Here is a 14,323-nt window from a genome sequence, read left to right as displayed (position 1 = left end):
CGGAGCAAATACAATATTGGAAAGTGCTTCACCAATTGCATTCTTGAACCTGCAACAGGGTCAACTAATGCGACTATGGCGCATGCCCTACAGTTGTTGCAATTCCTTCTTTGGATTTATAATCCAGTGCCATAACACCTACATTGTTCAAAGGTAATTGAAGAGGTCCAACACATTGTTGTTTTGCAACGCGACCACCAACACAACGGTCTACTTTATTAGTTAACCAATCTTTTGAAGCAACAGCTTCTAACTGAAGAACCTGATTTAAGTAATTAGGGACTTCACTTACGTTATATTGAAGGTCAGCGTATTCGTACTTAACCTTTTTGTCATTCATGATTGTTTTTGGAGACGATCCAAAGAAGTCTTCCAAAGCATAATCCATTGGTTTTTCACCAGAAGATTGCGATTGGAAAGTAAATCGGTGGTCAGAAGTAACATCCCCAACAGTATACATTGGTGCTCGTTCGCGATCGGCAACAGTTTTTAGTTTTTGGATGTTTTCTTCGGAGATTACCAATCCCATACGTTCTTGGGATTCATTACCTATAATCTCTTTTGCAGAAAGGGTAGGGTCACCAACAGGCAATTTATCCAAGTCGATTAATCCACCTGCGTTCTCCACTAATTCTGACAGACAGTTTAAGTGTCCACCAGCGCCATGGTCATGGATTGAAACGATAGGGTTTTCGTCACTTTCTACAAATGCACGGATAGCATTTGCTGCACGTTTTTGCATTTCAGGGTTAGAACGTTGAATGGCATTTAGCTCGATTCCAGATCCAAAAGCTCCGGTATCAGCAGACGAAACTGCGGCTCCACCCATGCCGATACGGTAGTTTTCACCACCTAAAACAACAATCTTGTCTCCAGCTTGAGGTTCATGTTTTTTAGCTTGGTTCAATTTACCATATCCTATACCTCCCGCTTGCATGATTACTTTGTCATACCCTAATTTACGACCATTTTCTTCATGTTCGAATGTTAGAACTGAGCCTGTAATCAAAGGTTGTCCGAATTTATTTCCAAAATCAGAAGCCCCGTTAGATGCTTTGATAAGGATATCCATCGGCGTTTGGTATAGCCATTTTCTTTCCGGCATTGCTTTTTCCCAGGGGCGGTCTTCCATCAATCTTGAGTAAGCAGTCATATATATTGCTGTCCCTGCTAGAGGTAAAGCACCCTGCCCACCCGCAAGACGGTCACGAATTTCTCCACCAGAGCCTGTAGCTGCACCAGAGAATGGCTCTACAGTAGTAGGGAAATTATGAGTTTCAGCTTTTAAAGAAATTACAGAGTCAAATTCTTTCTCGGTATAAAAGTCTGGTTTGTCTCCAGATTTTGGGGCAAACTGAGTAACTCGAGGACCTTTGATAAAAGCAACATTATCCTTATAGGCAGAAACAATCTCATTGGGATTTGTTTCAGAAGTTTTCTTTATTAGTTTGAATAGGGAGGTAGGCTGTTCCTCGCCATCGATTACGAAGGTTCCATTGAATATCTTGTGACGACAGTGTTCTGAGTTAGCTTGCGAAAAAGCAAAAACTTCAGAGTCCGTTAATTTACGTCCGATCTTTTCAGATAGTTGGTTCAGATAGTCTACTTCTTCAGCGCTCAATGCCAATCCTTCAGATTTATTGTAGGCATCGATATCGTCGATTTCCAAAATTGGTTCAGGAGTAATATTTATAGTAAACATGTCCTGAGTCAGTGCACTGAATTTTTGGGATATCATAGGGTCGAATTCTGAGAATTCGGCATCGACCTGTTGATACTCCTCGATCCTGATAATGCCTTCGATTCCCATGTTTTGGGTGATCTCTACGGCGTTGGTACTCCATGGAGTAACCATAGCAGCTCTAGGACCTACATAATAGTTGTCCAGTGTTAAATCGTCGAGTTTTTTTGAGTTGCCGAAAAGCCAGTTTAGTTTGGAAATATCCTCGGTAGATAAATCATTTTGGGTTTGAACAGCATAAACTGTGTTCAATGGGTTCACGAAGAAATGAATCATTATAAAAGTGAATTTGAACGTCCTTCAATTATTGTGCAAAGTTACGCAAATTATTTAAGAAATATTACATTTGTAGAATGGCGTTAAGGCGAATTAACAAAGTTCAACGTCGGAAATTATCTATTTTCCTACGTTGTATTATCATTTCATTCTTAGCTTGGACCTTGTTTGCAATTTCCAGTGATTATACCTTCACAAAAAAGGCAAGCATGACCTATGTTAATTTGCCAGAAAACAAGGCTTTTCACCCTCTGCAATCCGATACTGTTTCTGTTAAAATCAAGATGTCCGGATGGAAGATGTTTATGGAAAGACTGCATCCCGATACTGCAAAGATACAAGTCGACCTTTCTGGACTGAAATCTAGGAATTTCATCGTCTTCGGAAATCAGATAGGCTTTATAAATAGACAATTTCCTACCGACAAACAAGTGACAGGAGTTTCTCCGGACACATTATACTTTGATTTTTCTAAACAGACCCAACGTAAAATCCCAGTAAAAGCTGTTGAAAATCTTACTTTTCAACGTCAATATGGAGTCATTGGTGCTACACGGACCACTCCAGAATATGTTACAATCACTGGTCCGTTAGAAGATGTAGCGAGTATTGAATATTTAGAGACTGATACTATAAAAGGCAAAGATGTAAATACTGATGTACGAACTGTGGCTTATCTGAACAAACAACAACGTACTAACATAACAATCTATCCAACCTTCGCTGAAGTCATTATTCCTGTAGGTGAGATCACAGAAAAAGTTATAGAATTACCAATTAAGGTTGAAAATAGTAAAGGTTATACATCTGTCCGAGTTTTGCCTAGTAAAGTTAAGGCTACGGTTCTGCTTGCTGTTAAGGACTTTAATAAATATACATCAAGGGATTTTGAAGCTGTAGTTGACCTGGATTCCTGGAAGGACCATAAAGTTTCAAGTTTACCGGTTATCATCACAAAGATGCCTGATTATGTGAAGGTTTTGAGTGTTGAGCCACAGAATGTTGATTTTTTTGTAAGAAGATAATGGGATTGAAAATTGGAATTACCGGAGGTATTGGCGTTGGCAAGAGTGTTGTAACCAGGATTTTCAAGGTATTGGGGATTCCTACTTATGATGCTGATAAGGAAGCGAAAGACATCATGGTAAAAAATGACGCGGTTCGAGGTTCATTGATATCTACTTTTGGGAGTGAGACTTATTTTGAGGATGGAAGTTTGAATAGGGAATGGTTGAGTCGTCAAGTGTTTTCGGATTCTGAAGAACTCAAAAAGTTAAATGCCATTGTTCATCCTGCTGTTATCAAAGATGGGGAGGATTGGGCAGCAGCTCAGACTTCAATTTATAGTGTCAAGGAAGCGGCGCTTTTATTTGAAAGTGGCTCATACAAGTCTTTGGATTTTAATATTCTGGTAAGCTCCCCGTTGGAAGTTAGAATTGAACGAGTTATGGAAAGAGATCGCGTGGATAGGGAAGAAGTGATGAGAAGAATTGGAAAGCAGATGCCTGAAAAGGAGAAAGAAGAGCTTTGTGATTTTATTATATATAATGATGATGAACATAGCTTAATTGAACAGGTTATGGATCTGCATCAAAGATTTATTTCAAAGTAATTTGATGCATATAATTGAAGATTTTTTAGTCAAGAGAGATAAGGGCTATTACTGTACTTACGGTGATTTCTATATTGATCCATTATATCCTGTTAAGCATGCTGTAGTATCACATGCCCATGGTGACCATGCTTCACCAGGTCACAAAAATATTTACAGTACCCAAGGAACAGCATCGATAATGAAATACAGGTACAATAAGCAACCTGTAGAATCCTTCCAAATCAAAGATTTTGGAGAATTTTTTCAGATTAATGGAGTTGATATTTATTTCTATCCAGCTGGTCATATCTTGGGCAGTGCACAGATCCTCATGGTTTATAAAGGAGTTAGGTATCTTTATACTGGCGATTACAAGTTGCAGGAAGATTCTACCTGTGAACCGTTGGAGTTTATTGAGGCTGAAGTTTTAATCACCGAAACAACATTTGCCAATCCCAATACTAAACATCCGGATCCAGTGTCGGAAATACTAAAATTGGATGTTAAGAGCAATATCTTACTTGGGTGCTATGCCTTAGGAAAGGCACAACGGATAACAGCGATGATAAACCAGCACCTTCCACATAAAGAAGTATTATTGCATTATCAGATTATGCCGATTCATAGAATTTATGATCAATTTATAGATATTCCAATGAAATATGAGGCTTATAATCGTAAATCGATGAAAGATCCCGGTGAAAATAAGATTTACTTGGTTCCTCCATTGACATTCAACAGTTATAGAAGAGCTAAGAATGTTCTAAAGGCTTTTGCATCAGGTTGGGAGAGATTGCAAGCTCAAAATGATATTAGCTTATATCTTTCTGACCATGTTGATTGGCAAGATATTCTATATTTTATTGATCGTGTTAAACCTAAGGCAATCTGGACATTACACGGAGATGGACGGTTATTACATGATTATTTTGCTGAACAAATTACAATTCGTGGATATCCAAAGCCAAACTTTTAGGCCAGATTATTGTTGATAGGTATGAAAATCAATTTGGATAAAAGATATGAACAAGTTTTTTAGAGCACTAATTGCAGGCTGGGGAGCCAAGAAAATGGGGCTTGGTTGCTTCGGTACAATTGTAGTATTTATTATTATTTATTATTTGCTAGGCTATTTAGGCTAGTAAATTATAGATCGATAAGAAGATAAAAAATTATGGCTAGATATATATCTAGCCATACTTGTTTAACAAAAGCCAGAACGGCTCAGATGAAGATTTTGTGTAGGGAACACAGCACTTCCATTATGATAAAAATTTTGAAACGTCATTAGTGAAATTCGGTTAATAAATTTCTTGGTTTTATTTGTCTAATTTATACATGAAAATTGAAATAATGTATACCTATTTTGTGGTATTTTAAGGTATTGTCGAGTGTTTGAGATAATCGACTGTTATTCAATGCTATAAATTTTATTTAAGCGGTTTTGTGGGAAATTCAAGGAGTGATAATAGGAATTTATTTAAAGAAATCAGCAATAAAAAAGCCCATCAAACGATGGGCTTTTTTGTGGTGCCAGCTGGATTCGAACCAGCGACACAAGGATTTTCAGTCCTTTGCTCTACCAACTGAGCTATGGCACCTTTTAAGATTTTATTCTGTTCTTATCAGGTCAGTTATCTCGCTATTTGCTTGACAACGGTACAAAGGTAAGAAAACAATAATCATATGCAAATAAAACTTTGTTTAGAGCATGTAAAGAGGTTATTTTCACGGGAATAAAATTTAAAAGTGAAATATTAAACTCTTTAAAACAATCTTGTATGTTACAATAAATAAGCATTTATTAGGCATATCCAATTCGAAATAGGCCTATTTGTTATGTATTTGATTTCTATAATAAATATAATTACATTTAAAATAAAAAATAATTTAATAAAGAAATAACAACCAATTCAGTAATTCTTTAAAATTCTATTTGTTTAAAAATATGTATTTAGAGGTAATATTATGATGTCTCAGATGTGAACTTATACTCTAGTTTTTTGGTAATGAATGTCCTCAAATTATAAACTTTAGAATCTTTATTTCGCCTAATTAATTATGATTAATATCAACATTCTCTACACGGTACTATTCTCTGTTTTATTAATTCCTTTTATTCTACGCAAAGAGCATATTAAACAAAATAAATTTTCCGGTTATGCATATTATATTGTTAAACCTATCTCTGATCAGTCGAGTGATAAAACTTCTAATTTAGTAAGGGATTTAGAACCATTTGGAGATAAGATTTCTGAGAGTTTTGTATTTCTCTTAGAATTTGAAAAAAGTAATTCACAATTTACTCTAACTGATACAAAAGAACTTCAAAAATTTTCTGAAAGAAGCGTTTCTCTTGCTGCGATTCAATATGGTTATTCAGATACTATCTGGCAGAAAGATAAAATTGCTTACAGCAAAACCTATAAAGATTTTGAACATAAAAACCCTGTTCTTCTAAAATCTTATTTAGATGATCCAAAATGGAAAATAACCTCTGAAAAAAAGAATATCGACAAATTTGTTTGTTATAAAGCAACAAAAACCTTGATATACAAGAGGGGCAAGAAGACATTCTCTATTCCCATGATTGCGTGGTTTTGTCCAGATATTCCAGTTTCAATTGGTCCGGCTGAATTTGGCGGTCTGCCAGGGATAATACTAGAAGTACAAACCAATAAATATTTATATGGTTTGAAAAGCATTCATTTCAAAAATGATGTGAAATTAATTCCAATGCCTTCATTAAGTTCTTATACTGAAGAAGAGTTAATAAATCAATTATCTAAGTTTAATTAAAAATAATTTATTGAGACTGTTCGGTTTCCTTTTAGCGTTGTTTTTTCCACTAGTTACATAAGCTCAAAGTGAAAAAATACTCCTATCAGGCTTTGTTTCAGATAGTCTAAATAACCCTTTGGAACTTGCAAGTGTCATCATAGAATTTGAGGATCCTGATAAATCAACATTGTTTAGCAAGTCTAACCAGCAAGGAAGATTTTCCATAGAAATCGAAAAACATACTAAGGGAACAATTACTATCAGTTATTTAGGTTTAGAAAAATATCAAACTTCATTTGACGGAAAAGATGATGTCGATCTAAGTGTACAATTAAGAGGAGAGGTGAAAATTGAAGAGGTTTACATTAAATATAATTATGAACCAATTATTATAAAAAAGGATACGATAGTTTTTGATGTTTTAGCATTTATTGATGGGTCTGAACGAAAATTGCAAGATATATTGAAGAATTTACCAGGCTTCAGCGTAGAAGATGGAAAAGTAAAATTTCAAGGTTCTGCAGTAACTAGTACACAAGTGGGATAATAAATCATTTTTTGGTGGAAATACGAGATTAGCAATTGAGAACATTCCTTCTGATGCAATTTCTAAAATTGAGATGATTAGTCATTTTTCAGAAATAGATTTTATGAAAGATATCATTGCCTCAGATGATTTAGGGATGAATGTGATTTTGAAGGAATCTCACAAGAATCTTTTTTTTGGAGATGTTGAAGTCGCTGGTGGATTCGAAAAAGCATATGCAGCACATGCAACATTATTTTTATATAAACCAGAACATAGTTTTCAATTCATCACTGATTGGAATAATACTGGGAAAGAAATATTCTCCTTTATGGACTTAATTCATTTTCAGGGAGGAATTAAGTCCTTTTCAGATAGGTCACCAATACAAAGTGAGGGCTTGATGGAAATGACAAAAGTAAATCGTGATCACTTATCATTAAATCAACAGTTTGCAGCGGGAAATTTTCAGAAAACTTGGAACAGTAATTTGGACCTAACAATTTTTGGGATTTTTAATAAGATAAAGAGCATTGATAATATAAAGAATGAATTGAATTATTTGTTTTCAGAAACCATTGAATACCGTAATTCCTCCGTTCATAACAATAATTATTCAACTTTGTTAAATGCTAGATTAGAATATAAACCATCAGATTTTGAAGTTTGGGTCTTTAGGGGTATTGTGTCATTAAATAGTTTGAAAATGGAAGATTCTTTTTCTTCAATTTTAAATCTTAAAGCTATTGATTCTGAATCTAGAAATAAAAGTCTACCTATTTCTTGGCAAAATAACCTTGAATGGAATAAGAAGATCAATCCTCAAAATTCCATTAAAAGTGAGATTTATTATGCTATGAAATCAGAAATGATGGATCAAAATGTTTTTACAGATGATTTTCTATTCAAAACACTAATTCCTGAAAGCAATTCAGAATTTTATAATTTTTTAAGAGGAAAGGAACTTTTGACACATAATTTGACTAAAAAAACTCAATATTATTACCAACTCAATCGGAGGCATCAGTTTTCACCCATCTTTCATATTAACTATTTGAATTCAGTTTTAGATGATCATTATGAATTAATGCACATTACACATGAGGATTTAAGAAAATATGGTTTTGGTAATAATATTCATTATACACAATTAGACTTATCATTTGGCTTGCATTATAAATTTGAATGGGACTCTTTTATTTTAAAAGCACTTATGCAACAATCTGTGCTGAAACATGATTTTAGCCAAATAGGTGGTGAAAAATCCTCAAGCGATTGGATTTTTAATCCAAAAATAGATATTGAATACAAGTTTTCGGAAGTTAAGCGTCTGAATTTATCATATCAATATGATTTTTCATACCCCCGATTAAGGCATATAAATAATAGTTTTGATTTAATTTCTTTTAATACTCTATATAGAGGATTGCCTGTATTGTCCACTGAAAGATTTCATACCTTTTCAACTAGTTTCCGAAGTTTTAATTATGAAAAATATAATATTTGGGCTTATGCATATTTTACAAAAAGGAATAATTTATTTTCATACAAAGGCTTGATAGAAAATCACAGTCAAATTTTACAATCATTTATACAAAACAGTCCAGAATATAACTTTAATATTTCATTATTTGGAGAAAGGACCTGGAGGTATATTTCACCATTTGTAATTTTATCATCCAATATTTCCAATTTTATCCAAGCGATTAATGAATCTGAAATTATGACTAATCAATATAGTAATTCTTGCAAGATTGGATTAAAGATTTCAGGAAAAAGGTTGCCTAAAATGACCTTAAGTTATGAAAATTCATTTATCCGGTATGATGGGAATATAAAGTCTAAATTGCAGAATAAGCTCTTGAATATGAACTTTGATTATTCCATGTTGAAGGCGTGGAATATAAAGGCAGATTATCAATATGTTCATAATAAAGGGTCTGATAATTCTTCAAATTTGATATTCAACAATGTTAATACTCGAATTACTTACTCACCTAAAAGTAAATCTTATGATTTTTTTGTTGATGCACTCAATATTACTGGTAATAAGTTTCAAGTTAGGAATTTTCAAAATGAACTGAGTACCTCTATTAATCAAACTATGATCCTTCCACGACAGCTCTTGATAGGGTTAAGATATAAGCTTTAATTTTTTTCATAAAAAAAGCCCATCGAGGGATGGGCTTTCGGGTGGTGCCAGCTGGATTCGAACCAGCGACACAAGGATTTTCAGTCCTTTGCTCTACCAACTGAGCTATGGCACCTTATTTTGCAGATCCGTTACCGAACTTGCGATGCAAATATACCGTCCTTTTTCGAATTCTAAAACTTTTGCAGGAATTATTTTTGAGGTTTTATTCAAAGTCTTGATTTTGATTGAGATAAAATTACATCAAATAAACATTGGGAATGGGCAAATAACGGTATCTTTGCACTTCAATAAAATACTATGAGTAAAAAAGGAAGAGTTTTGGTAGCGATGAGTGGGGGAGTTGATAGCTCCGTTGCTGCTGTCATGCTACACGAACAAGGATATGAGGTCATCGGCATCACGATGAAAACATGGGATTATGCTAGTTCCGGCGGCTCTTCAAAGGAAACGGGATGTTGTAGTTTGGACAGTATCAATGACGCAAGGACATTGGCTGTGAACTATGGTTTTCCGCATTATATCCTAGATATTCGTTCTGAGTTTGGAGATTATGTGATCGATAATTTTGTGGATGAATATATTGCCGGAAGAACTCCGAATCCATGCGTTCTGTGCAATACCCATATCAAGTGGGAGGCATTGATGAAACGCGCTGATAAGTTGGACTGTGAATTTATTGCAACCGGCCATTATGCTAATATTAGATTGCATGATAATGGTCGTCACGTCATTTCTAAAGGGAAGGACGAAAATAAAGATCAATCCTATGTACTATGGGGAGTGTCACAAGAAAATTTAGCTAGGACACAATTTCCTTTGGGAAGTTTCACCAAGAAGGAAATCCGTCAAATGGCCTTGGATATGGGGCAGAAAGAATTGGCAAATAAATCGGAGAGCTATGAAATCTGTTTTGTGCCTGATAACGATTATCGTTCATTCTTACGTCATAAACGTCCTTCGCTTGATGAGGAGATCGGACCAGGGAACTTTATCCTTTCAGATGGAACAGTAGTAGGTCAACATATCGGGTATCCGTACTTTACGATTGGACAGCGCAGAGGATTAGGGATAGCTTTAGGAAAGCCCATGTTTGTAATCCAAATTCTACCTGAGTCAAATTCAGTAGTGTTGGGAGAAGAGCACGAATTGGAACGCAGTAAGGCATTAGTAAAAAATATCAATTTGGTTAAATATGCTTCTCTTGAAGAACCTATGGAAGCAATTACCAAGATCCGCTATAAAGATTCTGGGGCTATTTCTACCTTGACTCAACACGGAGATATTATGCAAGTGGATTTCGTACATAATGTAAAAGGTATTGCTCCAGGTCAATCTGCCGTTTTTTATGAAGGTGATGATTTGATAGGTGGTGGTTTCTTAATGAAAGAAGAGAAATAGAAAATTAAATATATAAAAAGGCGATGTAAAAATACATCGCCTTTTTTTATGAATTGAATATCAATTAAGATAATTTACCAACTTCTTGAGCTAAGTCAATGATTTTGTTTGAGTAACCCCATTCGTTGTCATACCAAGATACAACTTTCACGAAGTTATCATTCAAAGAAATACCAGCTTTAGCATCGAAGATAGATGTACGAGCATCTCCTAAGAAATCTGTAGAAACTACGTCATCTTCAGTATATCCTAAGATACCTTTCAATTCACCTTCTGAAGCTTCTTTCATAGCTTTTTTGATTTCTTCGTAAGAAGCACCTTTTTCAAGACGTACTGTTAAGTCAACTACTGAAACGTCAGCTGTAGGAACACGTAGAGACATACCAGTCAATTTACCTTTTAATTCAGGTAATACTAGACCTACTGCTTTTGCTGCGCCAGTAGAAGAAGGGATGATGTTTTGGTAAGCACCACGACCACCTCTCCAGTCTTTTACTGAAGGACCGTCAACAGTTTTTTGTGTTGCAGTAACAGCATGTACTGTAGTCATCAATCCTTCTACGATTCCGAATTTGTCATTCAAAACTTTAGCAATAGGAGCAAGACAGTTTGTAGTACAAGAAGCGTTAGAAACGATATTGTACTCTGGTTTTAATTCTTTGTTGTTTACACCCATTACGAATGTAGGAGTATCATCTTTGGCAGGAGCAGACATGATTACTTTTTTCGCACCAGCATCGATATGTTTTTGAGCTAATTCTTGAGTCAAGAAGAAACCTGTAGATTCGATAACTACTTCAGCACCTACTTCATCCCATTTTAGGTTTGCAGGGTCTTTTTCAGCTGTTACGCGAATTGTTTTGCCATTTACGATTAAGTTTCCGTCTTTAACTTCAACTGTACCGTCAAATTGACCGTGAGTTGAATCGTATTTTAACATATAAGCTAAGTAATCAGGCTCAACTAAGTCATTGATCCCTACTACCTCAATATCACTGCGTTTTACAGCAGCTCTGAATGCTAAACGGCCAATACGGCCAAATCCGTTAATTCCAATTTTCATTTTTACTAATTTTTATTTATAAAATATTTTACAAGATTCTGTACAGGTTCTCTTATAATGGTTCCCACTGCCAAATGGTTCTCTTTTGCAATTTCCCGGAGCCAATCAGCATAGTTGTTAGCCACAGAACCTGTGAAATTCAATGTTGAGTCCGGATAGGTTTCTGAAAGCGGTATAAGATAAGTTTTAACATATGTTTCCAGTCCTTTCCTGATAATCCCTTCCATGTAGGGATCATCTTTGTTTTCAAGGATAAAGTCCGCAAAAGAAGTTAAAAAGATGTTCGGGTTCGGGGTATTATATGTTTTGTCCAATATGGTCTTTCGATCCATATTATGTTTGTGCAAAAGTTTTTCCCGGAAACCCTGTGGCATTGATTCAGTCAGGAAGTCTTTCAATATCTGGCGTGCTTGCCAATTCGTTGAAGCTTCATCTGCTAAAATGTATCCCAATCCATAGTTGTTATCGACAATCTTTCTACCGTTGTAATAGGCTGCATTTGAGCCACTGCCAATTATTCCGATGATGCCTTTTTCATTTCCGAAAGTTGAAATTGCAGAAGCCAGCATATCATGTGATACTTTGACTTTTGCATTTTTAAAGAATTGAGAAAATACTTTTTCAATTTTTTCTTGTCTTTCTTTGGATGATGCTCCGGCTCCGAAAAAATAAATTTTACGGATTCTTTCGGCATTATTGATGAGTTGGGTGTTTTTGTTCAGGAGTTGAAAGATAAATCTTTCATCTTGTATATAGGGGTTTATGCCGGAAGTTCTGAATCCATGTAGGACTCTTCCTTTTTCGGCAAGTCGCCAATCGGCGTATCTTGATCCACTAAATACGACTGCAATCATAAGTTTAAATGTTCATTACTTCTGCAATAGTGACCAACTCTTCGTCCAGTTTGAATTCTTTGCCACGCAAAGCTTCTTCAAGACTTGTAGCTACCATTTTGCTTCCACGGATACCCACAGTTGCACTTCTATTGCCTTTTACTAGTTCATTGACCGCGAAGTATCCCATACGGGTTGCAAGTACTCGGTCAAAGCTACTTGGGGACCCTCCACGCTGTAAATGTCCTAATATACTAACTTTTGTGTCATAAAAATCAAATTTTTCTTCCACACGTTTCGCGACATTGTAAGCACCGCCATTTTTATCACCTTCAGCGATGATTACGATCATTGAAGTTTTGTTTCTATCTTTTGCTACTTCAAGCATTTCGATCAATTCATCAATAGCCGTTTCTTTTTCCGGAAGCATAATAGCTTCAGCACCACCTGCAACTCCAGCATTCAAGGCTATACATCCTGAATCTCTTCCCATTACTTCGACAAAGAAAAGTCGATTGTGGGAAGCTGCTGTATCTTTGATTTTATCAATGGCGTCAATAACTGTATTGTTGGCCGTGTCAAATCCTAGTGTATAGTCGGTTCCATAGAGGTCATTGTCGATTGTACCTGGAATACACATCACTGGGATATCATATTCTTGGGAGAAGATTTCTGCACCTGTGAAGGTACCATCTCCGCCAATAGCAACTAAAGCGTCAATTCCTGCTTTTCTAACATTTTCATAGGCTTTTTTACGGCCTTCGGGAGTTCTAAATTCGGGACAGCGAGCTGATTTTAGGATGGTTCCACCTTTTTGTAGGATGGAACTTACGGATCGACTTACCATTTCGGTAAAATCACCCTCGATCATTCCTTCATATCCTCTAAATATACCGGTTACTTTTAAGTCATTAAACAGTGCTGTACGAACTACTGCGCGAATGGCAGCATTCATCCCTGGGGCATCGCCACCTGATGTATAAACGCCAATCCTTCGTATCTTGTTCATTAGGTCTTTCGTATTTTTGTTTTACGAATATAATGTGTATTTCTTACACTATTAAATTTTTTTGGTAATTTGTTTGTGTAATTGTTATTATTGTTGAGGTTTTCACGAAACAATTGATCAATATAAATAAATTTAAATTTTGCAGACACATTTTACCATAGATTGCGTCATTCTTACATTTGATGAGGGCCAATTAAAAGTATTATTGGCAGAAAGGAATGAATATCCTTATAAGGATTGGTGGGCTTTGCCCGGCTATTTTGTGAATAAGTATGAAGAAATGGAAGATGCCGTTGCTCGTATCTTATTTGAAATGACAGGGTTAAAAGATATTTATATGGATCAGCTGGCAGCATTTGCCGGGGTGAAAAGACATCCAGAAGGGAGGATCTTAACTGTTGCTTATCTTGCTCTTGTGCAGATGGAAGAAGTGAAAAATAAGATCTTTTCAGGGTCCAATTATATGCGACAATTGAAATGGTTTCCTGTAACAGAGTTGCCAGATCTCGCATTTGACCATAAGGATATTATAGAGCTGAGTCTTGACAGGCTCAAAAAAACAGTTACATATTCGACAACACCTTATGAATTATTGCCTGCAAAGTTCACTCTAACTCAATTGCAGCAAGTGTACGAAGCTCTACTGAACAAGCAACTCGATAAAAGGAATTTCCGGAAGAAAATCAACAACCTAGGTTACCTTAAGGAACTGAATGAATTTCAGAAAGGAGTATCTTACCGTGCAGCCAAATTATATTCTTTCGATAAAAAGAAATTCCACAAAACTTTCAGTCAGGAATAAAATACTTTCTTTTCAGATTATCTAACTGATATCATTCCGTTAAAAAAGTGTTAAGCGTCACTTTTTTGACAAAGGGATGATATTATTTAATTTCTATTCTTTACTTTTGAACAATTTTTAGAAAAAGTCAAAAATAAAAAAAGGT

The 14,323-nt window shown here is 35.4% G+C and carries 12 protein-coding genes and 2 tRNA genes; 8 read left to right on the top strand and 6 right to left on the bottom strand.

The features are described from left to right. Positions 1 to 73 precede the first annotated feature (73 nt). Positions 74 to 2,017 (bottom strand): phosphoribosylformylglycinamidine synthase, encoded by a 1,944-nt coding sequence (gene purL, locus FGL31_RS30545; protein WP_317131039.1) that lies wholly within the window; start codon positions 2,015 to 2,017, stop codon positions 74 to 76. A gap of 209 nt (positions 2,018 to 2,226) precedes the next feature. Between purL and FGL31_RS16535 the strand changes: the two genes are divergently transcribed. Genes FGL31_RS16535 through FGL31_RS16525 form a run of 3 tightly spaced genes read left to right on the top strand, consistent with a single transcriptional unit; the run spans position 2,227 to position 4,587 of the window. Beyond that, the gene (locus FGL31_RS16535; protein ID WP_232046859.1) at positions 2,227 to 3,042 is read left to right on the top strand and encodes a YbbR-like domain-containing protein; all 816 of its coding nucleotides are present in this window, start codon (positions 2,227 to 2,229) and stop codon (positions 3,040 to 3,042) included. Continuing rightward, complete coding sequence (coaE, locus tag FGL31_RS16530) at positions 3,042 to 3,629, top strand: dephospho-CoA kinase (protein WP_138093043.1); 588 nt, start codon at positions 3,042 to 3,044, stop codon at positions 3,627 to 3,629. Before FGL31_RS16535 ends, coaE begins: the two co-directional genes overlap by 1 nt. A 4-nt stretch (positions 3,630 to 3,633) precedes the next feature. After that, complete coding sequence (locus FGL31_RS16525) at positions 3,634 to 4,587, top strand: MBL fold metallo-hydrolase (protein WP_138093039.1); 954 nt, start codon at positions 3,634 to 3,636, stop codon at positions 4,585 to 4,587. A gap of 552 nt (positions 4,588 to 5,139) precedes the next feature. Here the strand turns inward: FGL31_RS16525 and FGL31_RS16520 are convergent. After that, positions 5,140 to 5,212, bottom strand: a tRNA-Phe gene (locus tag FGL31_RS16520). A 460-nt stretch (positions 5,213 to 5,672) separates the two neighbouring features. On the opposite strand from FGL31_RS16520, the gene FGL31_RS16515 reads away from it, so the two are divergent. The 3 genes from FGL31_RS16515 to FGL31_RS16505 all read left to right on the top strand — a co-directional run bounded on the left by FGL31_RS16515 (position 5,673) and on the right by FGL31_RS16505 (position 9,070). Then, on the top strand, positions 5,673 to 6,410 hold the full coding sequence (locus FGL31_RS16515; RefSeq protein WP_138093037.1) for a GLPGLI family protein: 738 nt from the start codon (positions 5,673 to 5,675) through the stop codon (positions 6,408 to 6,410). Between the two features lie 118 nt (positions 6,411 to 6,528). Beyond that, a complete protein-coding gene (locus FGL31_RS16510; protein WP_138093034.1) occupies positions 6,529 to 6,939 on the top strand; it encodes a hypothetical protein in 411 nt (136 codons plus the stop codon). Positions 6,940 to 7,042: 103 nt separating this feature from the next. Next, positions 7,043 to 9,070: a TonB-dependent receptor gene (locus tag FGL31_RS16505; RefSeq protein ID WP_138093031.1), complete on the top strand. Its 2,028-nt coding sequence runs from the start codon at positions 7,043 to 7,045 to the stop codon at positions 9,068 to 9,070. 42 nt (positions 9,071 to 9,112) lie between these two features. On the opposite strand, the gene FGL31_RS16500 is transcribed toward FGL31_RS16505, so the two are convergent. After that, positions 9,113 to 9,185 (bottom strand) — tRNA-Phe (locus FGL31_RS16500). A gap of 185 nt (positions 9,186 to 9,370) precedes the next feature. Between FGL31_RS16500 and mnmA the strand changes: the two genes are divergently transcribed. Next, positions 9,371 to 10,471 carry a tRNA 2-thiouridine(34) synthase MnmA gene (gene mnmA, locus FGL31_RS16495; RefSeq protein WP_138093028.1) on the top strand — a complete coding sequence of 367 codons (1,101 nt, stop codon included), beginning with the start codon at positions 9,371 to 9,373 and terminating at the stop codon, positions 10,469 to 10,471. A 64-nt stretch (positions 10,472 to 10,535) separates the two neighbouring features. On the opposite strand, the gene gap is transcribed toward mnmA, so the two are convergent. From gap to pfkA, 3 genes are read right to left on the bottom strand one after another with little or no spacing between them, the layout of a single operon-like run. Beyond that, the gene (gap, locus tag FGL31_RS16490; protein ID WP_099372816.1) at positions 10,536 to 11,534 is read right to left on the bottom strand and encodes a type I glyceraldehyde-3-phosphate dehydrogenase; all 999 of its coding nucleotides are present in this window, start codon (positions 11,532 to 11,534) and stop codon (positions 10,536 to 10,538) included. 5 nt (positions 11,535 to 11,539) lie between these two features. After that, a complete protein-coding gene (locus FGL31_RS16485) occupies positions 11,540 to 12,388 on the bottom strand; it encodes a BadF/BadG/BcrA/BcrD ATPase family protein (RefSeq protein WP_099372817.1) in 849 nt (282 codons plus the stop codon). Between the two features lie 4 nt (positions 12,389 to 12,392). Next, positions 12,393 to 13,376 (bottom strand): 6-phosphofructokinase, encoded by a 984-nt coding sequence (gene pfkA / locus FGL31_RS16480; protein WP_099372818.1) that lies wholly within the window; start codon positions 13,374 to 13,376, stop codon positions 12,393 to 12,395. Positions 13,377 to 13,515: 139 nt separating this feature from the next. Here pfkA and FGL31_RS16475 point away from each other — a divergent pair, with 139 nt between their 5' ends. Beyond that, a complete protein-coding gene (locus FGL31_RS16475) occupies positions 13,516 to 14,178 on the top strand; it encodes an NUDIX hydrolase (RefSeq protein WP_138093025.1) in 663 nt (220 codons plus the stop codon). Positions 14,179 to 14,323: the final 145 nt, after the last annotated feature.

Origin of the sequence: Sphingobacterium daejeonense (genome assembly GCF_901472535.1) — a bacterium.
In the GTDB taxonomy this organism is placed as follows: domain Bacteria; phylum Bacteroidota; class Bacteroidia; order Sphingobacteriales; family Sphingobacteriaceae; genus Sphingobacterium; species Sphingobacterium daejeonense.
The sequence above is the reverse complement of the archived record's forward strand: the minus strand, read 5'-3'. Positions and strand labels throughout refer to the sequence as shown.